Source organism: Micromonospora sp. NPDC085948 (assembly GCF_040686315.1).
In the GTDB taxonomy this organism is placed as follows: domain Bacteria; phylum Actinomycetota; class Actinomycetes; order Mycobacteriales; family Micromonosporaceae; genus Micromonospora.
On the sequence record NZ_JBFBJW010000019.1, the window covers coordinates 48,344 to 73,416 of the forward strand.

Consider the following 25,073-nt stretch of genomic DNA (forward strand, 5'->3'; position numbering starts at 1 on the left):
GCTGAGAGCCTGACCGGGATGGTGCAACCCACGGGGAGGGTCAATGGCACGGCACGCGGTCCGGGCGGCGCGGATGTTCGACGGTGAGCGGCTCGTGGACGGAGGGGTGCTCGTCCTACTGGACGACGGCCGCGTCGTCGACGTGCACCGGGGTTGGGCCGAGGCGCCGGAAGGCTGGCCGGTGCGTGAGGGGCCGGACGCCACGGTGCTGCCCGGCCTGGTCGACGCGCACGTGCACCTGTGCGCCGACGCCGGGCCCGACGCGCTCGGCCGGCTCGCCGAGCGTCCCGAGCCGGACCTCGACGGGGTCGTCGAGGCATCCCTGCGTGCGCACCTGGCGGCGGGCGTCACCACCGTCCGCGACCTGGGTGACCGCCGGGACGCCGTGCTGCGCTGGCGGGACCGGGAGGGACGCGACGACCTGCCGACGGTGGTGGGGTCGGGCGCGCCCGTCACCAGCGTCGGCGGACACTGCTGGTCACTGGGAGGCGAAGCGAGCGGCGTCGACGGGATCCGCGAGGCCGTGCGCCTGCGGGCGGAGGCCGGCGCCGACCTGGTGAAGGTCATGGCCAGCGGCGGGGTGTTCACTCCCGGCACCGACACGACCCGGCCGCAGTTCAGCGACCAGGAGCTGACCGCCGCGCTGACCCAGGCACACGATCTCGGCCTGCCGGTGACCGCGCACGCCCACGCGCTCGGCGCGGTCGAGCAGGCGGTGCGCGTCGGCGTCGACGGCATCGAGCACTGCACGTGCGTCACCACGACCGGCGCCCACGTCCCCGACGAGCTCGCGGACCGCCTGGCCGCGTCCGGCGTGGCGGTCTGCGCCACGCTCGGCACGGACCCGGCCGTGGTGACACCGCCGGAAGTGGTGGCGATGGCGGCGCGCGCCGGGCTCAGCGAGGCCATACTGCGCGACGGCGTCGCCACCCTGCATCGGGCCGGGGTCCGCCTGGTGGCCGGCTCGGACGCGGGTCTCGGCCCCGCGAAGCCGCACGGGATCCTCCCGGAGACGCTCATCGAGTACGTCGGGTGCGGCATCCCCGCCACCACCGCGCTGGCCGCGGCCACCTCGGTCGGCGCCGAGGTGTGTGGCCTGGGGCGGCGCAAGGGCCGTATCCGCGTCGGGTTCGAGGCCGATCTGCTGGTCGTGGACGGCGATCCGACGGACGACATCACCGTGCTGCGCCGCCCGCTGGCCGTGTACCGCGCCGGCGTTCCGCTGGGCGGCTGAGCGACTCCGTCGATGGGTTGGCGTCGCAGCCGTCGTGTCCCAGCGCGTAAAATCCTAGTTGACACATAGGAATTGTGGGTTAGCGTCGTATCCATGACCAGCCAGCACACCCTGCTTCGGGGCACCGCCATCGCGGTGTCGCGGGGATGCTGCCGTGGCTGGACCGCCGCCTGCGGCTGCTGCCGCTGAGCGAGCGTTACCCGCTTCTTCCATCCGCGGCGCCGCCGGCTCGACGACGACCGGCAGCCGTTCCCTCCACCCGATCAACGGATGCGCGCCGAGCCGGTCACCTGGCTTCTGTCGCGTCACCCAGCGCTGCCCGCTGGTGGCCACGCGATCGTGCTCGCCGAGCCGCTGATCGGCAGTCCCGGCGACGACGCCGCCCCTCGACCACGTGGGGTGCTGCCCCCGTCCCGCAACCAGCCACGAAGGAGTCGTACGTGAGATCACCATCCCTCCTGGATCGACGGGCGTTCCTGTCCGCCACCCTCGGCGCGGTCACGCTGGGCCTGACCGCCTGCGCCGGCGACGAGACACCCGCCGTGGCCCTGGCCGCCGGCGAGCCACTGCCGGAGGTCGTGCCGAAGGGCACCAAGCTCGTCATCGGGGACAAGGAGCACCAGAAGGCGATCGAGTTCTCCGGGGAGGCGGAGAAGCTGTCCTTCACCGTGGAGTGGGCGAACATCAGCGGCGGCCCCCAGACCCTGGAGGCGTTCCGCGCGAAGGCGGTGGACCTCGGCTCGGTGGCGGACATCCCCCCGATCCACTCGCACTGGACCGGCATCCCCACGAAGATCGTCGCCTCGAAGTACCGCCAGGACCCGCTCAACCACGCCATCTACCGCCTCGGCATCGCACCCGGCGTCACGGTCGCCACCCTCGCTGACCTCCGTGGGAAGAAGATCGCGTACAGCCCGGGGCAGGCACAGGGAGCGCTGGTGCTGCGGGTACTCCACAAGGCCGGCCTCAGCAAGAAGGACGTCAAGCTGGTCGAGCTGCCGAGCACGGGCGACGTCTACGGGACAGCGCTCGCCAGCCGCCAGGTCGAGGTGGCCCCGATCGGCGGCGTGCAGATCAAACGCTACGAAAGCAAGTACGGCCGGGACGGCGCGACCGCGATCTCGCACGGACTGCGCGACGACCCCGGACACCTGTACGCGCCGGTCACCGTGCTCGGCGACCCGGCCAAGGCGGCGGCGATCCGCGAGTACGTGCAGGCGTGGGCGCGGGCCTGGCGGTGGCGCGAGGCCAACCCGGACGAGTGGATCGAGCGGTACTACGTCAAGGACCAGGGCCTGAGCACCGACGACGGCAGGTGGCTGGTCGAGAACGGCGGCGTGGCCGACATCCCGTCCAGCTGGACGGAGGCCATCGGCCGGCACCAGGAAACCATCGATCTGCTGGTCAAGGAGACGGGCAACAAGCCCCTCCGGGCCGAGGACCTGTACGACCGACGGTACGAAGCCGTGGGCGCGCAGGCACTGACCGTGGGAGGTGCCAAGTGACAGTCCTGACACTGATCCGGCCTCGGCCGCCCGCCACCGTCGCCGCCCGGCGCCCGCGGCGTCGGCTGAAGCCGGGTCGCCCCATCCCGTACGGGGCGGCGATCGGTCCGTTCCTGCTCCTGGCGGTGTGGGCGGCCGGTTCGGCAGGCGGGTGGATCGATCCCCGTACCCTCTCGGCGCCCTGGACCGTGGTGACGACGGCGGGTGACCTCATCGCCGACGGGCGTCTTCAGGACAACCTGGTCGTCTCGGCGCAGCGCGCCGGCCTGGGCCTCGCCCTCGGCACCGTCATCGGCACCGTGCTGGCGGTGCTCGCGGGCCTGAGCCGGTGGGGTGAGGCCATCCTCGACGGCCCGATCCAGATCAAGCGGGCCATCCCGGCCCTCGCGCTGATCCCGCTGCTCGTCCTCTGGTTCGGCATCGGCGAGCAGATGAAGGTCATCACCATCACGCTCGGCGTGTTCGTCCCCGTCTACATACATACCCACAACGGGCTGCGCACCATCGACAGCCGGTACGTCGAGCTGGGCGAGTCGCTGCGACTGCGGCGGACCGCCTTCATCCGCCGGATCGTGCTGCCCGGAGCGCTGCCCGGCTTCCTGCTGGGCATGCGGTTCGCGGTCGTCGGGGCGTGGCTGTCCCTGGTGGTCGTCGAGCAGATCAACTCGACGAGCGGCATCGGCTACATGATGGAACTGGCCCGCGAGTACGGCCAGACCGACGTGATCATCGTCGGACTCGTGCTGTACGGACTGCTCGGGTTGCTGTCCGACGGTGCCGTCCGACTCGTGCAGAGGAGGGCCCTGTCGTGGCGACGCACCATGGCGGACTGACCGCCACCCGTACCGTCCGGGTCGAGGGGTTGATCCGCGGCTTCGGGGATCGGGCCGTCCTGGACGGGTTCGACCTGGAGATCGAAGAGGGCGAGTTCGTCGCGCTGCTGGGCCGCAGCGGCTCGGGCAAGAGCACCCTGCTGCGGGCGCTCGCCGGCCTGGACGGCGACGCCACCGGCACGGGCCTGGTCGACGTACCGGAGAACTCCTCGGTCGTCTTCCAGGACGCCCGGCTGCTGCCCTGGCAGCGGGTGCTGGACAACGTCGTGCTCGGCCTGCGCGGGCCGGACGCCCACCAGCGCGGCCAGGCGGCACTGGCCGAGGTCGGCCTGGCGGGGCGGGAGCGGGCCTGGCCGAACGAGCTTTCCGGTGGCGAGCAGCAGCGGGTGGCCCTGGCCCGGGCGCTGGTGTCCGAGCCGAACCTGCTGCTCGCCGACGAGCCGTTCGGTGCGCTGGACGCGCTGACCCGCCTACGCATGCACGGACTGCTGCGTGAGTTGTGCGCCCGGCACCGGCCCACGGTCCTGCTCGTCACCCACGACGTGGACGAGGCGATCACGCTGGCCGACCGGGTGCTGCTGCTCGACGCCGGCCGGATCGCCGTCGACCTCGCCATCGACCTGCCGGCGCCCCGCTCGTACCGGCAACCGCAATTCCTCGCGTACCGCGAGACCCTGCTCCGCGCACTCGGCGTCGACCCGACGGAGGGATGACCATGCTGCACCTCAACGCGTTCCTGATGGGCGTCGGCCACCACGAGGCGGCCTGGCGGCTGCCGGAGAGCGACCCGTTCGCGCAGACCGACGTCGAACACTTCACCCGCCTGGCGCGCATCGCCGAGCGCGGCAAACTCGACTCGCTCTTCCTCGCCGACAGCCCGGTGCTTTGGAACAGCATCGGCCGGCGGCCGGCGGGCACGCTCGAACCGACCGTGCTGCTCACCGCGCTGGCCGGCGCGACCCGCCACATCGGGCTGATCGCGACCGCCTCGACGACGTACAACGAGCCGTTCAACCTGGCCCGCCGGTTCGCGTCGCTGGACCACATCAGCGGCGGCCGCGCGGGGTGGAACGTCGTCACCACCGCCGGCGTGGACGCCGCCCGCAACTTCAACCTGGACGAGCTGCCCGCCCACCGGGACCGGTACGAGCGAGCCGCCGAGTTCCTGGAGGTCTCGCTGAAACTCTGGGACAGCTGGGACGACGACGCCCCACTCGGCGACAAGGACGCCGGCCGGTGGGGCGACGACGACCTGCTCTACCCGCCCCGCCACGTCGGACGGCACTTCCGGGTGGCCGGCCCGCTCAACGTGCCCCGCTCACCGCAGGGCTACCCGCTGCTGGTGCAGGCCGGGTCGTCCGAGGACGGCAAGGAGTTGGCCGCCCGGTATGCCGAGGCCGTCTTCACCGCCCAGCAGACACTCGCTGAGGCGCAGGAGTTCTACCGCGACCTCAAGCGACGTGCCGCGCAGGTCGGCCGCGACCCGGACAGCGTCAAGATCCTGCCCGGCATCGTGCCGGCGGTCGCCCCCACCGAGGCGGAGGCCCGCGCGCTGGAGGAGGAGCTGGATCGGCTGATCAGACCCGAGTACGCGAGAGCCCAGCTCGCCACCACGCTGCGGGTCGCCCCGGAGGACCTCGACCTGGACAAGGAACTGCCCGCCGACCTGCCCAGCGAGGACGAGATCCAGGGTGCCAAGAGCAGGTACACGCTCATCGTCACCCTGGCCCGGCGGGAACGCCTGACCGTACGCCAGCTCATCGGCCGACTCGGCGGCGGACGCGGGCACCGCACCTTCGCCGGCACGCCGGAGCAGGTCGCCGACGCCATCGAGGAGTGGTACCGCAGCGGCGCCGCCGACGGCTTCAACATCATGCCGCCGGTGCTGCCGTCCGGGCTGGAGACGTTCGTCGACCACGTCGTGCCGATCCTCCAGCGCCGGGGCCTGTTCCGCACCGAGTACACCGGCACCACCCTGCGCGACCACTACGGGCTGCCCCGCCCGGTCAACCAGTCCGCACGGCGGCTCGCCGCCGCTTCCCACTGACCACCTGGAGAGGACGAACGATGGTGGAGCAACGACCCTTCGGGCGCACCGGCGTACGAATCAGCTCGCTGACGCTGGGCGCGATGAACTTCGGCGAACGGGGTAACCCCGACCACGAGGACGGCATCCGGATCATCCATCGAGCCCTCGACGCGGGCATCAACGCCATCGACACCGCCGACGTCTACTCGCACGGGGAGTCGGAGGAGATCGTCGGCAAGGCGCTCGCCGGTGGGCGTCGCGACGAGGTCTTCCTCGCCACCAAGTTCCACGGCCAGGTGGGCGACAACCCGCAGCACCGGGGCAACTCCCGCCGCTGGATCGTCCAGGCGGTGGAGCACAGCCTGCGTCGGCTGGGCACCGACTGGATCGACCTGTACCAGGTGCACCGGCCGGAGCCGGACACCGACTTCGACGAGACCCTGGGCGCGCTCACCGACCTGGTCCGCCAGGGCAAGATCCGCTACATCGGCTCCTCCACGTTCGAGCCGTCGGCCATCGTGGAAGGTCAGTGGCTCGCGGAGCGGCGCGGCCGGGAGCGGGTGGTCAGCGAGCAGCCGCCGTACTCGATCCTGGCCCGCGAGATCGAGCGCGAGGTGCTGCCGGTGGCGCAGCGCTACGGGCTGGCGGTGATCCCGTGGAGCCCGCTGGCCGGCGGTTGGCTCTCCGGGCGCTACCACGGCAAGCTCGACGCCCCGATCTCCCGCCGGGCCGACCGGCTCCCCGCCCGGTTCGACCCGACCCGCCCGGCCAACGCCGCCAAGCTCGCCGCCGTCGACAAGCTGGCCGCCCTCGCCGACGAGGCCGGGTTGTCGTTGATCCACCTGGCTGTCGCGTTCGTCCTGGAGCACCCGGCCGTCACGTCGGCGATCATCGGCCCGCGCACGCTCACCCATCTGGAGTCACAGCTCGGCGCGGCCAAGGTGACCCTGTCCCGCGACGTGCTGGACCGCATCGACGCCATCGTCCCGCCGGGCACCACCCTGAACCCCGCCGACGCCGGATACCAACCACCGTCGCTGACCGACCCGGCACAGCGGCGTCGCGGCGGAGGGAACGGCTGATGAGCGCGAAGTTTCTCTGGTACATCCCCAACCAGGTCGAACCCGGCCACCGCGGGGACGACGTCGTCCAGCACCACAACAGTCTGGACACCCTGACCGGTCACGCCCGGGCCATCGAGCAGCACGGGTGGGCCGGTGCGCTCATCGGCACCGGCTGGAGTCGCCCCGACACCTTCACCGTCGCCGCCGCGCTGGCCGCCCGCACGACGACATTCCAACCACTGATCGCGATCCGGCCCGGCTACTGGCGTCCGGCCCACTTCGCCGCTGCCGCCGCGACGCTGGACCACCTCACCCAGGGGCGGGTGCTGATCAACATCGTGTCGGGCAAGGACAACCTGGCCGCGTACGGCGACACCGACGGCGACCAGACCGCACGGTACGCCCGGACCAGGGAGTTCATCCAGATCGTGCGCCGCCTGTGGACCGACGACACCGTCACCTACCGCGGCGAGCACTTCAGCGTCACCGACTCGACGCTCGGGCCCCGACCGGTCGTCCGGGGCGAGCGCCGGCACCCACCGCTGTACTTCGGCGGTGCCTCGGCCGCCGCCGAGGAGGTGGCCGCCACCGAGGCCGACGTCCAGCTCTTCTGGGGCGAGCCGCTCGACGGCGTGGCCGAGCGGATCGATCGGCTGCGGCAGCTCAGCGACAAGCTGGGGCGCGAGCACGCCCCGTTGGAGTTCGGGCTGCGGGTCACCACCCTGGTCCGGGACACCACCGACCAGGCGTGGGCCGACGCCGAGGCGAAGGTTGCCCAGCTGGCAAGCCGCAACGGCGGCATCGAACGCAACCCGCACTGGCAGGCCGCAGTAGGCCAGCGGCGGTTGCTCGACCTCGCCGCGCGCGGCGAGGTGCTCGACGACAACCTGTACACCGCTCCCGGCAGGTACGGCGGCGGCGGGGCCGGCACCACCTGGTTGGTCGGGTCGGCCGAGGACGTGGCGCAATCACTGCGCAGGTACCAGCGTCTCGGCATCACGCACTTCGTGCTCTCCGACACGCCCTACCTCCCGGAGATCGACCGCCAGGGCACGCAGCTCCTGCCCCTGCTGCGCGAAGGAGCCCTCGCCGCGCCCCGGACCAGCACGCGGGACCGGGGTGCGGTGCCGGCGGTCAGCTGAACCCGATCACCCGCAGTGCGGCCCGGTCGGCCCGGCAGGCAGCGTGTAGAGCCGGGCGGCCGGGCACCCTCTGGCGTGGCGGCACGGTCCGTCGTCCCCCGGTCCTGCTCAGACCGAAAGGAGCCGCTCGCGGAGCCAGGCCCGGTCGGGGTTCACCACAGCCTGATCACCGAGTACGACAGTGGGCACCGTCTCGTTGCCACCGGCTACCGCCCGGACCGCGGCAGCACCCGCCGGGTACCGCCAGATGTCCACCCAGTGCGCCCGCCCGGCGAGCCGGCCAAGCGCGAACCGGAGCTGGAGGCAGTAACGACACCCGGGGCGCCAGTACACGATCGGCCGCCCGTCCGCCGCGCTGGCCCGTTGCGCCTCGGCGGCATCCACCGAGCGGGGAAAGGCCCACGGCGACAGCACCAGTGCCAACGCCAGGAAGATCACCAGCTCGACGCCGCCGACGGCGGGCAGACCGTCGGCCAGTTGTGTCACCAGGACCAGCACGCCGCACGCCGCCATCACGATCGCCAGGATCCACCGCCGCAGCCAGGGTGAGAACATACTCGTCTAGCGCTTGAGGTACGCCGCCAGGCCGCCGAGCTCCTCGCTGGCGATGAACACCGACCGTACGTTGAGGATGGCCTCCTCGACGTGGGCGGAGCAGCCCCACGCCGCGTCGCCCCACGAATCGGCGATTTTGATCTCGGCCGGGGCGGTGCATCCCAGGGCGCCACCGAGCTCGCAGTGCTCTGGGTGCGGCATGGCCGCCTGCGTGGCCGCCGCCGCGCGCATCCGGGCGGCGAGTTCCGCGGCGACGCTCGCGCGCTGCTCGGCCTCGGCGCGCAGCTCCCGTTCCACGCGTACCACCTTGGCCAGCTCGTCATGGGCGGACCTGGCACGTGCTTCGGCGGCTCGGCGCGCCTGCTCGCTGTGGTGACACTCGATGGCCAGGGCGGCGGTGCCGGCGAAGACCCGGGCAAGGGCGAGGTCGGAGTCCTGCGGGGCGCGCGGGGTGCGGTGGTACATGGCGAAGGTGCCCAGGAGGCCGCCGTCGCGGGCCAGGATCGGCGTGGACCAGCAGGCCGACAGACCAGCCTGCTCGGCCAGGTGCCGGAAGTCGTCCCAGAACGGGTCGGTGCTGATGTCGGTGACGATCACCGGCTCCCGCCGGTGGGCGGCCGTGCCACAGGACCCGACGCCCTCGCCGGTGGCGATCCCGTCGATGGCCTCGTTGTAGAAGTCGGGAAGGCTGGGTGCGGCACCGTGGCGCAGGTGCCGGCCGTCGGGATCGGCGAGGAGAACCGAGACGAGCACCTCCTGCGGTGCGAGATTCTCGATACAGCGGGCCATCCCGTCGAGCACCTCGGTCAGGGGTGCCTGCCGGGCGATCTGCTCCACCAGGGCGCGGTGTTCGGCCATCAACCGCTGGGCCTGCTTGACCTGGGTGGTCTCCACGCCGAGCACCCGGATCCCGGAGACCTGACCGGAGACGTCCCGGCGCGGCTCGTAGGTGAAGTCGAAGAACGCCTCCCGCGCCTGCGGGCCGGTGCCCAGCAGGATCCGGGCGTCACTGCCGGTGTAGGGCTCACCCGTGCGGTAGACCTGGTCCAGCAGCCCGATGAAGCCCTGACCGGCCAGCTCGGGCATCAGGTCCACGAGCGCGACGCCGGTGCGAGCCCGTTCCTCGCCGATGGCCGCGAAGAACGCCGGGTTCGCCGTCTCCACCAGATGCTCCGGCCCCGCCAGCGAGGCGAAGACGGCGGTGGACTGCCCGAACAACGCCCGCAGATCCTCGTCCGCCCCTCCCTGCTCGGAACCCGCCGGATCCGCAGCCCTGGGCAGTTGGCCTGGTACCGCCGTCACGTCGTGGTCCGCCTCTCGTCCGGGTTACGGGAATGACTCGGTGGTGCGTCGCTCGGTGTACCTGTGCTGACCGTACGCGCGGAGGGTGGCTGAGGCCGCCGACGCAGCGTACCGGCGGGACGGACCGGCGGCGAACGCACGCAGGTTCAGGACCTCCGGCGGCCGTAGGAGACGGTTGTCCCCACCAGCAGCACGGCCCCCAGGAAGAAGTAGGTGTTGATTCCGAGGCCGGCCCAGAACTCGCCGGTGGAGATGTCGTCGGCGCCGACGAAGCCGCCGCGACGGATACCGGTGACCATCAGCAGGTTCTCGACCATCCCGGGAACACCCCGGAGCACGAGCAGGATGCTGCCGGCCAGGAGCGGCGGCAGGAGGAGCCACCGGGGAAGGTGGCGAGCCCAGGGACGGACGGTGGCGTGGACGACGACCGCCCCGACGGCCGACACCGAGATGAGTACGACGTTGAAGATCACGTAGGCCCGCAGACTCCACGGTCCGCCACCGGTCGGATCGTCACCGGGATAGAACACCAGGACCACATGGGACACGACGAAGAAGATCAACCAGGCGAGGGCGCCGTACGCCCAACGCGGATCCTTGCAGGCGGGCATACCAGCACCATCGTCGCGCCGGCCCGACGACGCCTCCCTCCTTCGGGGGGCATTCCTCCCACGGCTGAGTGAGGCGCGGCAGTGTCCACACGCCCAACGTCCACGCGCTCAACTCGGTTCCGAGGCGAGGCACTCGGTGCGGAGACGCATGGCCGACAGAACGAGAATCAGCGGATGCAGATACGTGAGCGCATCGCTACCATGGGTCAGCAATCCAGAGGGAAGGGGGTCGTGGCCGCGTGCGAAGTCCCGTCAACGGAACCGCACCGACGTCCGCGCCGGGCGGCCCGTCCGCGCCGCCTACGGCCGACCGACTGCGCCGGCTCGTCCGCCGGACGGTGCTGTTCGCGGCTGCCGTCGGGGCCGGTTTCCTCCTGGCCGCGCTGTTCCAGGGGCCGGCCGCCGCCGACGGGATGCGCAGCGGCTCCGGCGCCGAGCCTCGTCTGGAGATCGGCGGTCTGGTCGAGCCGGTCACGCGGCTCACGGAGGCGGCACGCCCCGACCAGGACCGCCAGCGGGCCGCGGGTGCCGACCACCGCCGCAGCGGTGCCCCCGACGCCCCGGTGACCAGAGCCATCGGTGATCTCGTCGCCCCCCGCGACACGACACCCGCGCCGAGGGCTCCACGGTCGACGGTGTCCGTGCCGCTCCCCCGGGTCGACACCTCCGGCGCAGCGGAGCGCGAAAGCCTCCGGCCCGCCTCCTCGGCTCGCGCGGATCATCGTCCCGCTCGCCGCGTTCCGGCGGCGCGGCCACCCGCTGACCCAGTACGGCAGGCGGCCCGCGCCGTGCCCGAACTGCCCGCGATGCCCAGACCAGCCGACACGCCGGCGGCGGACCTGACCACCGCCCCGCTACCGCACGTCGCGGACACCGTGCACGGTGCGGTGCCGCGCGTCGCGGAGATCGTGCACGCCCCACTGCCGCACGTCGCGGACACCGTGCACGACGCGGTGCCGCGCGTCGCGGAGATCGTGCACGCTCCGATCCCGCACGTCACCGACGTCGTGCACGACACGCTGCCGCGCGTCACGGGCATCGTGCACGCCCCCCTCCCGCACGTCGCGGACCTCGTGACCGCCGCGCTGCCGCACGTCATCGGAGTGGTGAGCGCAGTGCCGATTCCGCCCGTCGTCACGGCGCTCTGCCAGGTCACGGATGCCGCCCTGGCGCCCGCTCGCGACGCGATGGTCGTTCCGGCGGCGCCTCCGCCGCCCAGTCCCCCACGGCTCGGGCCGGCCGCCGAGCCGCTGGCCGCCCCGGCACCCGCGCCGGCCGTACCGACGCCACCGGCGCAACAGGCGGAACCGGCGGCGTCGGCGGAACCGGCGTTGGCACCGGCACACGCCGCCGCGGCGGCGGCCACGGCCGCGTCACCGTGGCTGTCCGTCGTCGAGCCCGCGCACGCCAGGGCCTCGACGGGACATCCCGCCGCGCGCCCGGATCCGGTGACCGTGGACGTCGACCTTCCGGGTCGACCCGTCACGCCCGCTGACCAGGACGCCGCCGGTGCCGACGACGGATCGCCGCCCGGGCCGGGACTGGTCCGACCGGCCGACCGGCAGGCGTACCCGCGCGCCGGGCAACTCCGCGACCTCGTGCCACTTCTCGTCGAGAGCCGCGCTCCGGCACCGATCGCCCGCCCCGGCTGAGGCGGGTCGACCGACCCGGGGTGGCTGGCCCGCACGGCCGTCACACCCTCCGGTCTGGTCGACCAGTGCCCGTGCCCGTCCGTCGTACGGGTGCCACGGGCCATGCCTATCCGTCCGTCGCCCACGACCGCCCTGACCCAACCCGTGCATGTTCCGGGATCGGTGGCCGGTGTGACGCGTACCTGAGATCGGAGAAACGTGGTGATCCACGTTGTCGTCGCCGAGGACATGGGTTTGCTGCGCGGTGCGCTCTGCGCCGCGCTGTCAGGTGAGGAGGACATGAAGGTGGTGGCCGACGTCGACGGCGTCGGCGAACTGTTGACCGTGGTGCGGCGGTGCCAGCCCCAGGTGGTGGTGCTGGCGCTGACGCCGGAGCTGTCCGACCCGGTGGAGGTGGTGGCGCGGATCTGCGCCGATGTGCCGCATGCCGCAGTGCTGGCGATGAGCCCCCGGTGGAGCCCGACGCTTGTGGAGGCGGCGCTGGCGGCAGGCGCGCGCGGCCTGGTCGGGAAGGACAGCTCCCTGGCGGAGCTGGTACGGGCGATCCGTGCGCTGGCGGCCGGGGAACGGGCGATCGACCCGGCCGCGGCGGTGGCGGTGCTGAGCCCACCGGAGATTCCGTTGACACCCCGGGAGATGGACGTGCTGCGGATGGCCGCCGAGGGGCTGCCCCTGAAGGAGATCGCCGCCCGCCTCTACCTGGCCCACGGAACGGTGCGCAACCACCTGTCGGTGATCCTGCGCAAGACGGGGACCCGCAACCGGTTGGAGGCGGTGTGGCGCGCACGGTGTAACGGCTGGTTGTAGCCGTACGGGCGGGTCCGGCGGAAAGGTCCGGGCCCGCCCCCTCGCCGTGCGGACCCACCGGATGCGTGTTTGAATATTGACGTTGAGTGATCACCATCGGAGTGCGGGAAGGTCATCGTGATCCGTACCCTGCTCGCCTTGGACGGTGCCCTGGTGCTGGGCGCGCTGTCGTTCGTCCTCGCCGCCGAGGACGACATCGATGTCGTGGCGGAGGTCGGCCGGGGCGACGCGGTCTCCGCGGCCGTCCACGCCCAACGCCCAGACGTGGTGGTGGCCGACCTCGACGTCGTCGAGGCGGTCGAGCCGAGCCGACTCGGCCCGTGCCCCGTCCTGGTGCTTGCCCACCCACAGCGGGCGCGGCGGCTGCGCGGCATGCTCTGCCCCAGCCGGACGGTCGGCATCCTGCCCAGCGACGCCGGCCCGCAGCGGGTCATCGACGGGATCCGCCGGCTGGCCCGCCGCGAGCCGGTGCTCGACGCTGATCTCGTCGTCGCGGCGCTGCGCTCGGACGGCCCGCTGACCAGCCGTGAGACCGAGGTGCTCACGCTGACGGCGGCGGGGGCGCCGGTCGCGGAGGTGGCGGTGTCGCTCGGGCTCAGCCGGGGCACCGTCCGCAACCATCTCGGTCGGATCGCCCGCAAGGTGGGCGCGCGCACCCGGGTGGAGGCCGTGCGGATGGCCGGCGAGGCGGGCTGGATCTGAGCGGTGCCGTCGGCTCGGCCGGGGCTTCAGCCCCGCCGTGCCGGTGCCGTCCGGGGCGGCAGCACCGGATCGTCCCAGCAGCCGACGAGCGCCCGGTAGGTGGCCGAACGGGCCAGCAACTCCCGGTGCGTCCCGAGCACGGGCTCGTCGCCGTCGAGGACCAACACCCGGTCGGCCCGCAGCGCGGAACTGATCCGGTGCGCGATCACCACGAGGCTGCCGGGCCGCCGGGCGAAGGCACTCTCGACCGTCGCCTCCAACGCCGGGTCCAGGTGGCCGGTCGCCTCGTCGAGGATCACCAGCGGGGCGGGTGCCAGCCAGGCCCGGACCGCCGCGATGAGCTGCCGCTCCCCGGCGGAGAGCACGGCCGGCGTGACCGGCCCGCCCAGCCCGCCCAGGCGGGTCGCCAGCGGGCGCGCGCCGAGGGCGTCGAGGGTGACCTCCAGCGTCCGGTCGTCGACGTCTGGCCGTAGGTAGCGGAGGTTGTCGGCGAGACTGCCGGTGAAGACGTACGCCTCCTGGGGCACCAGCACCCGCAGGCCGGCCAGCACGTCCGGCTCAGCGTCGGTGACCGCCACACCGGCCAGGTGGATGGTGCCGGTGTGCGGCGGTACCAGTCCCGCCACCAGGGCGGCCAGTGTGGACTTTCCCGCGCCGCTCGGTCCCACCACGGCGAGGTGCTCCCCGTCGGCCACCGTCAGCGAGAAGTCGCGGACGACCGGACGGGCGCGCGGGCCGTAGCCGAAGGTCAGCCCCCGGACCTCGACGGCCGGCGAGCAGCCGACCGGGCCGGTGGACGGGCAGCGGGGCGTCCGGCTGGCGGGGCCGGGCCGGCGGGGGCCGGCGGGGGCCGGACCGGCGCGCAGGATGTTCTCCAGGGTGACCACGTACCGCAGCCCGCCGCCGCCGAGGCCCTGCACGAGGGTGTGCAGGGCCGGTTGCAGCCCGGTGGAGACGTAGATCAGCGCACCCAGCACCGCGCCCGCGGTCAACCCGCGCTCGACCAGCCACGGAGCAGCCGCGAGCAGCACCACGAGCGGCACCCACCCGCCGATGCCGAGGCTGAGGCTGCGGATCGCGGCCATCCGGGCGAGGGTGCGTTCGGCCGCGGCCTGCGCCGACACCAGGCGTTCCACATCGGCCGTCACGCGTGTCTGAGCGCCACAGGCCAGCACGTCGCGGTGACCGGCAAGCGCCGTCGCGGCCGACTGGCCGAGCTGCTCGCCGGCGCGGACGTACGCGCGCTGGTGCGCGGCCATCGCCGGCAGCGCGGCGAGGAACACGGCCAGTCCGGCGACCATCGGCGCGGCGGCCAGCACCGCCACCACCGGTGCCAGGGCGAGGAGGCCGAGCAGGGCCGCGCCGGCGGAGAAGAGAAAGCCACGGGTCACCATCAGCAGACCGGCGAAGGTGTCGCGGACGATTTCCATCTGGTGGGTCAGTCGGGTCACGGCGGCGCTGTCCGGGCGACCACCCGCCCGGGTGGCGTCGCGAATCGATCCCCGGACCACCTGGGCGGCCACCTCGTCGCGGAAGGGCTCGACCACGGCGCCGAGGAACCGGTACGTCCGACCGGTCGCCACCGCGCCGACCAGCACGGCCACGGCGAGGGCCGCCAACCACGCCAGGCCGTCGAGGAGACGTCCGGCCAGGAAGCCGTCGTCGACGGCGCGGGCGACCAGGAGGCCGGCGAGCAGGGCGGGCAGCGACTCGACGAGCGACCAGCCGCAGAGCCGGGCGAGATCGCGCCGGCGGGCCCGCAGCGCGAGCCAGGTCACCCGCCGTACGCCGGGTCGGTTCACGAGACACCGCCGGCCGGTTGGAAGACAGCCCGGTAGTCCGGGTCGGCCCAGAGCCGCAGGTGCGGCGCCAGTCCGCGCAGCCGACCGCCGTCCAGCCAGGCGACGAGGTCGGCCGCCGCGGCCACCGCCGGCCGGTGGGTGACGACCAGTCGGGTACGCGAGCCGACCCACCCGATCACCGCCTCGGTGATCAGGTGTTCGGTCGCGGTGTCCAGGCTGGACGTCGCGTCGTCCAGGATGAGCAGCCGCTCGGCGGCGAACGCCCGAGCCAGGCCGAGGCGCTGGGCCTCACCGCCGGAGAGCGGTGTGTCCACGAGCGGGGTGCGGTAGCCGTCGGGCAGCCGTTCGATCACGTCGGCGACCGCCGCCAGGTGGGTCGCCCGGAGGACCGCCGGTGTGGCCGGGCTCCGGTCGGGCGGCACCGCCGAGTCGGCGGGCAGCGCCAACCCGATCGCGTCGTGGACTGTCGTGCCGACGAGCACCGGCCGGTCGAAGGCGTAGCCGACGGCTCGGCGCAGCGCCGAGGGGTCGAGGTCGCGCAGCGGCACCCCGTCGAGTTGTACTTCACCTCCGTCGGGGTCGTGCAGCCGTCCCGCCACGGCGGCCAGGGTCGACTTGCCGGCGCCGGACGCGCCGACGACGGCCACCGTCGCGCCGGCCGGTACGTCCAGGTCGATGCCGTCCAGGATCGGTCGGCCGTCGTCGGCGTACACGCGCACCCCGCGCAGTCTCAGGGCGCCGCCGCCGGGTGGTAGGGGCCGGTCGCCGGCCGGCGCGATCGGCTGTTGCAGCAGCTCGGCGACCCGGTGTGCTCCCGCACGGCTGCGCACCAGGTGGTTCAGGGTGGCGAGCACTCCGCCGAGCCCGGCGCCCATGGCCGCGTAGCGGACGGCGGCGACCAGTTGGCCCGGGGTGAGCCAGCCGGCGGTCAGGGCGTACCCGCCGACCGCGACGACGCTCAGGTGCACCAGCGGTGCCACGGCGGAGGTGCGCGCACTGGCCCGGGCCAGCAGGTCCCAACCGCGCCGGCCGTGCCGGCCCAGCTCCGGCAGGGCCGCGAGCACCCGGTCCTCCTCGCGGTGGGTGGTGGCGGCGGCGGCGATGGTCCGGGCACCGGTCAGCGACTCCAGCAGTCGGCCGGCGATGCTCCCGAGAACCCGTTGGTACCCGGCGGTCGCGGCCGAGGCGTCGGTCACGAAGGCGCGCATGAGGACGGCGAGCAGCACGAGACCGGCGAGCAGGGTGATCCCGAGGACCGGTTCCATGATGGCGAGCGCGACGACGCTGCCGAGCGGTGGAAGCACCGCCACGACGGCCAGCACCAGGGCGTTGCCGGCCTGCCCCGCGTCGGCGGCCTGGCCGACCAGCCGGCCGACGAGATCACCCACCGGGTGGCGGCGGGTGGCGCGGACGTCCAACGCGAACACGTGCCGCAGCAGCTGCCGGCGCAGCCCGGCGGTGGCGCGTGCCGCGCCGAATCCGCTGGCCAGATCCGTGAGGGTGTCGACGCCGATGAGGACGACAACCAGGCCACCGGCGGTCACCGCCCACCAGCCGGAGCCCCCGCCGAGGGCGGCGTCGACGGCGTGGCCGAGGACCGCGGGTAACGCCAGTTCGGCAGCCGCGCCGAGCAGCGCGACCGCCGCGAGTGCGCCGGTCCAGCCGCCGCCGGCCCCGGCCGTCCGCCGGAGCAGTCGATCCCCCGAGGCGAACGTCGGCATCGGACCTCCCCGGGTACGCGGTTGCCCTGGGTGGGCACGTCTGCCCACCCAGGGCCTCGCTTGTGCGGCGGATCAGTTGCAGGTCGTGACGGAGAGCGAGCTGTCGCCGCAGAGCAGCAGGCTCGCCCGGCTACCGCCACCCGTGCGGTCGGCCGGAGCCATCTCCAGGCCCTGGAGGTCCAGAAGCGCCATGTCGTTCACCTCCCTTCCTTCTGTTCGCCGATCAGGTCGCCCCCGCTGTTGCGGGGGAGTCTCGTCGCGCCCGGTAGGGGCGCGAGGAAGGGCAGCACCGGCCGCCGGTCGTGCTGTGCGCAGGCCAGCGCGAAGAGCACGCCGGTGGTGCCGGTGCCGAAGTCCATGGAGAGCCGCAGCAACTGCTCACCGGGGAACGCGATCCCGTCCCGGTACGGCAGCGCGTGCCAGGTCAGCCGATCCAGTTGCGCGCCGAGTTCCCGGCGGTCGGCGTCGTCGGTCGAGGCGGCGAGGTAGGCGATGATGCCGGCGCGACCGGCGAAGAGCCCGGACTGCGCGTAGAACGGTGAGCGCGCCGCGCGGCGGATCCCCGCGCTCGCCTCGGCGAACCGGTCGTCGGCGCGGTGCCGCAGGTACTGATCGAGGACCAGCCCGATACCGACGCTGCCGTGCGCCAGGTACGGCATGGTCCGCCAGCCCTCGTTGACCTCCAGGGCACCGTCCGGGCGCAGCACACACCGACGCAGGTCCTGGCGCAGCGCCGTGGCGGCGTGCTCCAGCAGCTCCTCGTCGCCGCTGAGTTCGTAGAGCCGCACCAGCATCAGGGCCGGTCCGGTCCGGCCGCGCAGCAGCCCGGCGTACGGGTTGCGTCCGCCGCTGATGTCGGGTCCCGGGTCGTCGGCCAGTTGCCCGATCACCCGTTCGGCGACCCGCCACGCGGCGTCGCGCACCGACACCTCCCCGGTCCGCGCGGCCGCGTCGGCCAGGTTGAGCGCGATCCCGGACAGTCCGCTCGCCAGGCTGTGGTCGAGCCCGTCCAGGGGCTCGCGTAGACAGATGTCGAGCACGTCCAGCGCGTCCTGCCGGCGCCCGAGGTGTTCGAGCGCGTAGGCGACGCCGTGCAGTCCGTCGTAGAAGCCGCAGCGGGTGCCGGACGGCGGCGCCGTCGCCCGCCGCACCAGCCAGTTCTCGTGCTCGGGCCACCGCCCGGCACCGCTGTGGTCCAGCGCGTAGAGCACTCCCGCCGCCCCGTGGGCGAGGTTGAGGCCGCCACTGCGGAACTGTTCGATGTCACCGGGGAAGAGCCGGTCGTCGCGCTCGGGAGTGGCGCTGGCCAGGATGGCCGTCGCCAGCTTCTCCCGCGGGACGGACGCGTGGTGTGCATCCGCGGCCCGGGGACCACCGGTGATCTCCTCGACCGCGGGGTCGAGGAAGGACCTCGGCACCGGGAAGTTCGCGGTGATGATGTCGGCCAGGTGCGTCACCTTCGCCGGTGCGAGCCGGACCAACTGGGTCAGGGGCAGGAACAGCGCCAGCCGTAGGCACGCCAGGGCGTACCTGTCGACCGCCGGCCCGGTCCGGTCCCGGGGGGCCGCGAAGCCCTGGTTGCGCAGCCCGGGTCGGCTGTGCCCGGCGATCGGGGCCGCCACCTCGAAGTCGACGAGGGCGACCCGGTCGTCCGGGCGGATCATGATGTTGAACAGGTGCAGGTCCCCGTAGACCAGGCCGCGCTCGTGGATGGCCGCGACGACCGACTCGACCTGTTCGTAGGTCTGCCGGGCCCAATCCGCGTACGCCGCCCGGTCGTCGTCGGTCGCGTCGGCGTCGATGAGCGGGTACCTGTCGACGAGCACCTTGTTCAGCGGTCGGCCCTCGATGAACTCGAGTGCGAGGAACCGGTGCTCGCCCAGGACGAACTCGTCGTGCACCCGGGGCACCTGCGGGAGGTCCGCGAGGTGCCGCAGGGCGTCCGCCTCGCGGGCCAGCCGGGCGACGGCGTCGGTGCCGTCCGCGTCCAGGCCGGCGTGCGGCCGAGCCTCCTTCAGCACCACCTCGGTGTCGGTACGCAGGTCCCGGCCCACGTACAGCCCACCGCCGTTGGAAAAGTGGATCACACGCTCGATCCGGTACGGCACCTGGTCGGTGCTGGTGCCGCTGCGGGCCGCCAGGTGCGGGCCGAGGAAGTCGGGCAGGGTGACCCAGGACGGCACGTGGAAGACCGGATCCCGGCGGTCCGGCACCAGCGTGCCGGACTCGTCCTCGATCGCCGGCACCACCTGACCGTCGGGCGAGTGGCAGTAGCGGGCGGCGAAGCCGCCGTAGCGCACGTGGACCGGGCCGTTGCCGTAGCGGAGGTCACTGAGGATGTACGGCCCGGTCTCGCCGGTGAGCAGTTCGTCGAGTTCCTTGCAGGTCAGCTCCAGCTCCGCGTCGTCGCGGGGGTAGACCGTGACGAACTTGCCACTGGCGGCCCGGGCGGCGTACTTGGAGTTGCGCAGCAGCAGCGTGCGGGGTCCACGCAGGAACTTGAAGGACAGGCCCCGGGGGACGCAGTAGTCCCAGACGGTGTCCAGCACCCGCTCGGCGTTCGCCAGACCCGCCGACACGTGGATCTTCCAACCCTGCTGCGGCAGCGAGCCGCCGTCCGGCGCGTAGATCAGCCAGTCGTCGAGCGGCTCGCGGCGCCAGCCGGTGGGCAGCGGCCGTTCGGCGGCCGGGAAGACGGGCTGCGCGACGGCGCTGCCGAGCGAGTCGTAGAACAGCGGATCCGCGGCGCAGTAGCTGTCGTAGCGTTCGTCCACTGTCCCCACCGTCCCTTCGACTCGGCCGGCTGATGTTCCGGCGTTGCATCGAGTCTCGTCCACGGGACGTGGTGGATCCCAGTGCGCATAGTCACGACGTTCGATGTGGGGTGCACGGGTACCCAGTGACAATAGTCAGGGTCACCGGGACTACTTTGATCAGCGTCGTACGATGGGTGGATTGCGATACACCCGTTGCAAGGAGCTGCCGTGCCCCGCCCTCGTAGTGCCGTCCGGACCGTGGCGCACCCCGACGTGTCCGAGGTCTCCTTGCAGCAGGTCATGGAGGCGCTGGCGGATCCGGTGCGGCGAGCCGTGGTGTCCCAGCTGGCCGACCGGGGTGCGGACATGACCTGCGGGTCGTTCGAGACGCCCGTGTCGGTTTCGACGCTGACGCACCATTTCAACACCCTGCGCGAGGCCGGCGTGATCCGCCAGTACTACGTGGGGACGGCCAAGATGAACGCGCTGCGAGCGGACGAGATCGAGCGCCGCTTCCCCGGCCTGCTTGCCGCGGTGGTGGCCGCCGCCGGCAGCGAGGCGCGGACCGATCCGGCCTGAGCCACGACGTCTACTCCGACGATGGTCGAAGTTTGACCATCATCGAACCTCGGAGTAGCGTACGGGACGCCATCGAGGCTCGGTGGCGTTTCCGTGACCCCTAGCGCAAGGACTCCTGCACCGTGGCGAAACTCGTACAGTTCGACCGGCTCGGCGGTCCCGAGGCTCTGACCCTGCGCGACGTCGAGGTGGCCGCTCCGGGCACGGGCGAGGTCCGGATCCGCGTCGACGCCATCGGTCTGAACCGGGCCGAGATCATGTACCGCGAGGGCGTCTACTTCGACAAGCCCGTGTTCCCCTCCACGCTCGGCTACGAGGCCGCCGGGGTGATCGAGGCGGTCGGCGCGGACGTGGACCACCTCGCCGAGGGCGACACGGTCGCGGTCGTACCGGCGTTCCTGCAGAGCAGGTACGGCACGTACGGCACCCACGTCATCGTCCCGGCCTCGGCTGTCGTACCCCGCTCCGCCCACGTCGACCCGGTCCATGCGGCAGCCACGTGGATGGCCTACATCACCGCCTACGGGGCCCTCGTCGAGTCCGGCAAGGTGCGCCCCGGCGACCACGTGCTGATCACCGCCGCCTCCAGCAGCGTCGGCCTGGCCGCCATCCAGATCACCCGCCACCTCGGTGCGATCCCGGTCGCCACCACGCGTCGCTCCGACAAGAAGCAGCGCCTGCTGGACGCCGGTGCGGTCCACGTCATCGTCACCGACGACGAGGACCTCCCCGCCCGGCTCAAGGAGATCACCGGCGGCGAGGGCGTCCGCCTGGCCTTCGACCCGATCGCCGGCCCCGGCGTCGAGACCATCGCCCTGGGCATCGCTCCCGGCGGCTTCCTGGTGGTCTACGGAGCACTCGACCAGCGCCCCACGCCGCTGCCCAACGCACAGTCCTACCCCGCGCTGACCAGCAGCACCTACACCCTCTTCGAGATCACCATGAACCCGGAGCGCCTGCGTCGGGCCGTCGCGTTCGTCAACGCCGGCATCGCCTCGGGTTCCCTCACCCCGGTCGTCGACCGCACGTTCGACCTCGGCGACATCGCCGAGGCCCACCGCTACCTGGAGGCCAACGGCCAGGTCGGCAAGGTCGTCGTCACCGTCACGCACGACGACGTAACCGGCTGAGGCCGCCGGCAAGCGAGAGTACGCGCCGCCGCGCCACCACCCGCCGAACCCGAGGATGCCCGCCAACCTCGTCGGCACCGGTGGCGCGGCGGCACTGTTCTATCCGCCACGCAGAGTGCCCATCCGCTCACTGAGCTGCTCGTTCTTGACCCTTGGCGACGACAGAACTTAGACTCCCGTGATTGTTAACGTTAACAGTTACGTCACTCGATCGTAATCGACAGGTCATCGCCACCGGGGTCCCCGTCAACCCCGGTGACGACGCGACAGACCGGTGCCGACCGGGCCGAGGGGACCGCGAAGGCGCGTACCACCACCAGCCAGGAGGACGAGACATGACGCACGAGCAGAACGAGCCGGTGAGCGGCGAACGGAAATTGCTGAGCCGCCGAACCGTCCTGACGACGATGGGGGCCGTACCGGTCGCCGCGGTCGCCGCGGTCGCGGTGCCCACGGCGGCCTTCGCCGCACCGGCGAGCATCAATCCGTCCGCCACCCGGCAGACGATCCGGGGCTTCGGCGCCATGGCCCACGCCGCCTGGATCGGCGACCTGACGGCCGCCCAGCGGGACACGGCCTTCGGCACCGGCCAGGGTCAGTTGGGGTTCTCCCTGCTGCGGATCCCCGTCAACGAGAACCAGGCGGACTGGAGCGCCGATCTGGCGACGGCGCAACGCGCGGTCGCGCTCGGAGCAACGGTCTTCGCCTCCCCGTGGAACCCCCCGGCCAGCATGATCGAGACCTTCACCCGCGGCAGCCAGACCAACGCCCGGCGCCTGCGGTACAGCTCGTACGCCGCCTACGCCACGCACCTGAACAACTTCACCACGCACCTGCGCAACAACGGGGTGAACCTGTACGCCATCTCGGTCCAGAACGAGCCCGATTACGCGGCCGAGTGGACGTGGTGGACCAGCACCGAGATGCTCCGGTTCCTGCGGGAGAACGCCGGCTCGATCAGCACCAGGGTCATCGCGCCGGAGTCCTTCCAGTACGTGAAGTCCGTGTCGGACCCGATCCTCAACGACTCCACGGCGCTGGCCAACGTGGACATCATCGGCGCACACCTCTACGGCACCTCGTACTCGAACTTCGCGTACCCCCTGTTCAAGCAGAAGGGGGCGGGCAAAGAACTCTGGATGACCGAGGTCTACTACCCCAACAGCAACACGAACTCGGGCGACGCCTGGCCCGAGGCACTCGACGTGGGCGAGCACATCCACCGCGCCATGGTCGACGCCGAGTTCCAGGCGTACGTCTGGTGGTATCTGCGGCGCAGCTACGGCCCCATGCGCGAGGACGGCCAGATCAGCAAGCGCGGGGCCATGATGGCGCACTTCGCCAGGTTCGTCCGTCCCGGCTACCAGCGGATCGACGCGACGGCGAACCCGACGTCGAACGTCTATGTCTCGGCGTACCGCGGCGGTAACACCGTCGTGATCGTCGCCGTCAACAAGAACACCTCGGCGGTGAGCCAGCAGTTCACCCTGTCCAACACCACCGCGTCCGGCAGCGTCTCGAACTGGCTGACCGACGGGAGCAGGACCGTCGCGCCCCAGGGCGCGCTCACCATGTCGAACGGCTCGCTCACCGTCACACTTCCCGCCCGCAGCGTGATGACGTTCGTGACCACCGTGAGCGGCGGCACCACCCCGGTGGGAGACACCTACAAGCTGGTCAACGTCGACACCGGTGTGGTTCTCGGCGTACAGAACATGTCCACGGCCGACGGCGGTCTGGCGGTGGTGTGGGGCGACACCGGCACCGCCGACCACAACTGGGTCCGGGTCACCGACGGCAACGCGTTCCGGTTCCGCAACGTCAACAGCGGCAAGGTCCTCGGCGTGGAGAACATGTCCACCGCCGACAACGCCCGCGTCATGCAGTGGAGCGACAACGGCACCGCTGACCACCGGTGGACGCTGGTGGCCAACAGCGACGGTTCCTACCGGATCCGCAACGTCAACAGCGGCAAGGTGCTCGCCATCCTCAACGGCTCCAGCACCTGGGGCACCCAGGCCGTCCAGTACACCGACAACGGCAGCACCCGGAACAACTGGCGGCTGGTCCAGGTCGGCTGACGGTCCAGCGCTCGGCTGCGGTGGGGATCAGACTGATCACCTGATCCCCACCGGCCGGTCCCCCTCGGTCAGCCCAGGTACTTCTCCCACGGGCCGGTGATCGCCAGGGTGAGGCCCGGGTCCTGCATGTTGACGAAGAGCACCCGGCCGTCGGCCGTGAAGGTCGGCCCGCAGAACTCGGAATCGTTGAGCTGGTTGCGGGCGATCGCGTACGTCGGTCCACCCGGGGTCGTACTGAGCACGTGGGAGGCCCCGGTACCGTCCTCGGCGAGCACCAGACTGCCCCACGGGGTGACGGAGACGTTGTCCGGGCCGTCGAAGGTGAGGTCGTTGTACTTGACCGGGGTGCCCTCCTCCGACGCCGTCTGGTGCGGGAAGTACGTCACCAGCTGGATGGTCTGGGCCTTGAAGTTGTAGAACCAGACCATGCCGTCGTGCGGCGCGGCGTCGGCCGGCAGGTCACCCTCGTCCCAGGCGTAGGAGTTGACCACGTACACGCCCTCGTCGGTGCTCCACACACCCTCGAACTTGCGTCCCCGGGTGACCTGACCGTCGGCGAACTGCTCGCGCACGGACGTGTGCCGCGCGTCGCGGTCCGGCACCTCGATCCACCGTACGGGGAAGGGGCGGCCCAACTGGGCGGAGGTCAGGTAGGCGACGTCCGGCAGCACCGAGCCGTCGTCCAGGATGATCTGCATGGCGGCGAGGACACCCGCGTTCGGTGCGAGGCGGGTGAGCACGCCAGGACCGAGCTTGACGCCTCGTGGCGCCGACCAGCGGTAGAAGAGGCCGTTGGGCTCGTCGGCGTCCTCGGAGAGGTAGATGGCGGTGCGGTCCTTGTCGACAGCCAGGGCCTCGTGCGAGTAGCGACCCAGACACTTGATCGGCTTCGGGTCCGCGCTGCCGTCGGCCCAGACCTCGAAGACGTACCCGTGGTCCTTCTGGTAGACGCCGGACCGGTCGCCCTCTTCCCACTCGTCGCCGGCCCGGTCCTCGGTCTCCTCGCAGGTGAGCCAGGTGCCCCAGGGGGTCGGCCCGCCGGCGCAGTTGGAGATGGTGCCGGAGAGGGCGACGAACTCACCCAGGTTGCGGCCCGCACGGTCCGTCCTGATCACGGTGCAGCCGCCGGCGTCGACGGCGCCCGCGTCGTACACCGTGCCCTTGACGTGCGGTACGCCGAACTCGGCGCCCGGGTCGATCTCGTGGTTCTGGATCAGGGTGTACCGGCCCTGGCCGGCGTCGTAGACGGCCATGCCGTCATGGTCCGACGGCGTCACGCCCTGACCACGGTCGAGCCGGGTGACGCCGGTCCGGGTCACCACGGTGTAGCTGAAGCCCTTCGGCAGGGCCAGGATCCCCTTCGGGTCGTCCACGAGCGGCGGGAAGGGCGTCGGAACGCCCTTGACCGGCGGGTGCGGCCGCCCCGGGCTGGCCTGCGCGAGGGACGGCAGCCCACCGGCGACGGCAAGGCCCACGCCGGCGGCGGCGCCGCCCGCGAGGAAGGTACGACGGGAGGAAGGCACTCGAATCAGCTCCTGGTCAGGGTACGTGCGACGGCTGACAGCACA

The 25,073-nt window shown here is 72.3% G+C and carries 22 protein-coding genes; 14 read left to right on the forward strand and 8 right to left on the reverse strand.

Annotated features, from left to right (window positions below):
* The first annotated feature begins 43 nt into the window (after positions 1-43).
* From AB0O48_RS31735 to AB0O48_RS31770, 8 genes are all read left to right on the forward strand, one after another.
* On the forward strand, positions 44-1,234 hold the full coding sequence (locus AB0O48_RS31735; RefSeq protein ID WP_365069585.1) for an amidohydrolase family protein: 1,191 nt from the start codon (positions 44-46) through the stop codon (positions 1,232-1,234).
* A gap of 270 nt (positions 1,235-1,504) precedes the next feature.
* Complete coding sequence (locus tag AB0O48_RS31740) at positions 1,505-1,678, forward strand: hypothetical protein (RefSeq protein ID WP_365069587.1); 174 nt, start codon at positions 1,505-1,507, stop codon at positions 1,676-1,678.
* Positions 1,675-2,739, forward strand: a complete 1,065-nt coding sequence (locus tag AB0O48_RS31745; protein ID WP_365069589.1) for an ABC transporter substrate-binding protein — start codon at positions 1,675-1,677, stop codon at positions 2,737-2,739. Before AB0O48_RS31740 ends, AB0O48_RS31745 begins: the two co-directional genes overlap by 4 nt.
* Positions 2,736-3,572 carry an ABC transporter permease gene (locus tag AB0O48_RS31750; protein ID WP_357255444.1) on the forward strand — a complete coding sequence of 279 codons (837 nt, stop codon included), beginning with the start codon at positions 2,736-2,738 and terminating at the stop codon, positions 3,570-3,572. Before AB0O48_RS31745 ends, AB0O48_RS31750 begins: the two co-directional genes overlap by 4 nt.
* 29 nt (positions 3,573-3,601) lie before the next feature.
* A complete protein-coding gene (locus AB0O48_RS31755; protein WP_357255478.1) occupies positions 3,602-4,285 on the forward strand; it encodes an ABC transporter ATP-binding protein in 684 nt (227 codons plus the stop codon).
* Positions 4,282-5,619 (forward strand): LLM class flavin-dependent oxidoreductase, encoded by a 1,338-nt coding sequence (locus AB0O48_RS31760; protein ID WP_357255447.1) that lies wholly within the window; start codon positions 4,282-4,284, stop codon positions 5,617-5,619. Before AB0O48_RS31755 ends, AB0O48_RS31760 begins: the two co-directional genes overlap by 4 nt.
* Positions 5,620-5,639: 20 nt before the next feature.
* Complete coding sequence (locus tag AB0O48_RS31765) at positions 5,640-6,683, forward strand: aldo/keto reductase (RefSeq protein ID WP_365069592.1); 1,044 nt, start codon at positions 5,640-5,642, stop codon at positions 6,681-6,683.
* Positions 6,683-7,807 (forward strand): LLM class flavin-dependent oxidoreductase, encoded by a 1,125-nt coding sequence (locus tag AB0O48_RS31770; RefSeq protein WP_365069594.1) that lies wholly within the window; start codon positions 6,683-6,685, stop codon positions 7,805-7,807. Before AB0O48_RS31765 ends, AB0O48_RS31770 begins: the two co-directional genes overlap by 1 nt.
* A gap of 108 nt (positions 7,808-7,915) precedes the next feature.
* Here the strand turns inward: AB0O48_RS31770 and AB0O48_RS31775 are convergent, their stop codons facing one another.
* The 3 genes from AB0O48_RS31775 to AB0O48_RS31785 all read right to left on the reverse strand — a co-directional run bounded on the left by AB0O48_RS31775 (position 7,916) and on the right by AB0O48_RS31785 (position 10,275).
* Positions 7,916-8,362 carry a glutaredoxin domain-containing protein gene (locus tag AB0O48_RS31775; RefSeq protein ID WP_365069596.1) on the reverse strand — a complete coding sequence of 149 codons (447 nt, stop codon included), beginning with the start codon at positions 8,360-8,362 and terminating at the stop codon, positions 7,916-7,918.
* A gap of 6 nt (positions 8,363-8,368) precedes the next feature.
* Positions 8,369-9,664 carry a GAF domain-containing protein gene (locus AB0O48_RS31780; RefSeq protein ID WP_365069598.1) on the reverse strand — a complete coding sequence of 432 codons (1,296 nt, stop codon included), beginning with the start codon at positions 9,662-9,664 and terminating at the stop codon, positions 8,369-8,371.
* Positions 9,665-9,810: 146 nt separating this feature from the next.
* Complete coding sequence (locus AB0O48_RS31785; RefSeq protein ID WP_365069600.1) at positions 9,811-10,275, reverse strand: hypothetical protein; 465 nt, start codon at positions 10,273-10,275, stop codon at positions 9,811-9,813.
* 239 nt (positions 10,276-10,514) lie between these two features.
* On the opposite strand from AB0O48_RS31785, the gene AB0O48_RS31790 reads away from it, so the two are divergent.
* From AB0O48_RS31790 to AB0O48_RS31800, 3 genes are all read left to right on the forward strand, one after another.
* Entirely contained in the window at positions 10,515-11,927 is a 1,413-nt protein-coding gene (locus AB0O48_RS31790) for a hypothetical protein (RefSeq protein WP_365069602.1), read from the forward strand.
* A gap of 201 nt (positions 11,928-12,128) precedes the next feature.
* Positions 12,129-12,734 carry a response regulator transcription factor gene (locus tag AB0O48_RS31795; protein ID WP_357255462.1) on the forward strand — a complete coding sequence of 202 codons (606 nt, stop codon included), beginning with the start codon at positions 12,129-12,131 and terminating at the stop codon, positions 12,732-12,734.
* 117 nt (positions 12,735-12,851) lie between these two features.
* Positions 12,852-13,436: a response regulator transcription factor gene (locus AB0O48_RS31800; protein ID WP_357255464.1), complete on the forward strand. Its 585-nt coding sequence runs from the start codon at positions 12,852-12,854 to the stop codon at positions 13,434-13,436.
* A gap of 26 nt (positions 13,437-13,462) precedes the next feature.
* Here the strand turns inward: AB0O48_RS31800 and AB0O48_RS31805 are convergent, their stop codons facing one another.
* From AB0O48_RS31805 to lanKC, 4 genes are all read right to left on the reverse strand, one after another.
* The gene (locus AB0O48_RS31805) at positions 13,463-15,238 is read right to left on the reverse strand and encodes an ATP-binding cassette domain-containing protein (protein ID WP_365069605.1); all 1,776 of its coding nucleotides are present in this window, start codon (positions 15,236-15,238) and stop codon (positions 13,463-13,465) included.
* Positions 15,235-16,959, reverse strand: coding sequence for an ABC transporter ATP-binding protein (locus AB0O48_RS31810; protein WP_365069606.1), 1,725 nt, complete (start codon positions 16,957-16,959; stop codon positions 15,235-15,237). The genes AB0O48_RS31805 and AB0O48_RS31810 overlap by 4 nt, the downstream gene beginning before the upstream one ends.
* A gap of 72 nt (positions 16,960-17,031) precedes the next feature.
* Positions 17,032-17,151 (reverse strand): SapB/AmfS family lanthipeptide, encoded by a 120-nt coding sequence (locus AB0O48_RS31815; RefSeq protein ID WP_013734295.1) that lies wholly within the window; start codon positions 17,149-17,151, stop codon positions 17,032-17,034.
* 5 nt (positions 17,152-17,156) lie between these two features.
* Entirely contained in the window at positions 17,157-19,733 is a 2,577-nt protein-coding gene (lanKC, locus tag AB0O48_RS31820; RefSeq protein WP_365069608.1) for a class III lanthionine synthetase LanKC, read from the reverse strand.
* Positions 19,734-19,973: 240 nt separating this feature from the next.
* Here lanKC and AB0O48_RS31825 point away from each other — a divergent pair, with 240 nt between their 5' ends.
* The 3 genes from AB0O48_RS31825 to AB0O48_RS31835 all read left to right on the forward strand — a co-directional run bounded on the left by AB0O48_RS31825 (position 19,974) and on the right by AB0O48_RS31835 (position 23,505).
* The gene (locus AB0O48_RS31825) at positions 19,974-20,294 is read left to right on the forward strand and encodes a helix-turn-helix domain-containing protein (protein WP_357571192.1); all 321 of its coding nucleotides are present in this window, start codon (positions 19,974-19,976) and stop codon (positions 20,292-20,294) included.
* Positions 20,295-20,416: 122 nt separating this feature from the next.
* A complete protein-coding gene (locus tag AB0O48_RS31830; RefSeq protein WP_365069611.1) occupies positions 20,417-21,424 on the forward strand; it encodes a zinc-dependent alcohol dehydrogenase family protein in 1,008 nt (335 codons plus the stop codon).
* A 335-nt stretch (positions 21,425-21,759) separates the two neighbouring features.
* The gene (locus AB0O48_RS31835) at positions 21,760-23,505 is read left to right on the forward strand and encodes an RICIN domain-containing protein (RefSeq protein WP_365069613.1); all 1,746 of its coding nucleotides are present in this window, start codon (positions 21,760-21,762) and stop codon (positions 23,503-23,505) included.
* A gap of 68 nt (positions 23,506-23,573) precedes the next feature.
* Here AB0O48_RS31835 and AB0O48_RS31840 read toward each other — a convergent pair whose 3' ends face one another.
* Positions 23,574-25,028: an alkaline phosphatase PhoX gene (locus AB0O48_RS31840; protein WP_357255128.1), complete on the reverse strand. Its 1,455-nt coding sequence runs from the start codon at positions 25,026-25,028 to the stop codon at positions 23,574-23,576.
* Between the last annotated feature and the right edge of the window lie 45 nt (positions 25,029-25,073).

Bases quoted from the DNA above. Each gene is read 5' to 3' on its own strand.
- AB0O48_RS31735 (WP_365069585.1), top strand. From the start codon at position 44: ATGGCACGGCACGCGGTCCGGGCGGCGCGGATGTTCGACGGTGAGCGG.
- AB0O48_RS31740 (WP_365069587.1), top strand. From the start codon at position 1,505: ATGCGCGCCGAGCCGGTCACCTGGCTTCTGTCGCGTCACCCAGCGCTG.
- AB0O48_RS31760 (WP_357255447.1), top strand. From the start codon at position 4,282: ATGACCATGCTGCACCTCAACGCGTTCCTGATGGGCGTCGGCCACCAC.
- AB0O48_RS31765 (WP_365069592.1), top strand. From the start codon at position 5,640: ATGGTGGAGCAACGACCCTTCGGGCGCACCGGCGTACGAATCAGCTCG.
- AB0O48_RS31770 (WP_365069594.1), top strand. From the start codon at position 6,683: ATGAGCGCGAAGTTTCTCTGGTACATCCCCAACCAGGTCGAACCCGGC.
- AB0O48_RS31775 (WP_365069596.1), bottom strand. From the start codon at position 8,362: ATGTTCTCACCCTGGCTGCGGCGGTGGATCCTGGCGATCGTGATGGCG.
- AB0O48_RS31785 (WP_365069600.1), bottom strand. From the start codon at position 10,275: ATGCCCGCCTGCAAGGATCCGCGTTGGGCGTACGGCGCCCTCGCCTGG.
- AB0O48_RS31810 (WP_365069606.1), bottom strand. From the start codon at position 16,959: ATGCCGACGTTCGCCTCGGGGGATCGACTGCTCCGGCGGACGGCCGGG.
- AB0O48_RS31815 (WP_013734295.1), bottom strand. From the start codon at position 17,151: ATGGCGCTTCTGGACCTCCAGGGCCTGGAGATGGCTCCGGCCGACCGC.
- AB0O48_RS31835 (WP_365069613.1), top strand. From the start codon at position 21,760: ATGACGCACGAGCAGAACGAGCCGGTGAGCGGCGAACGGAAATTGCTG.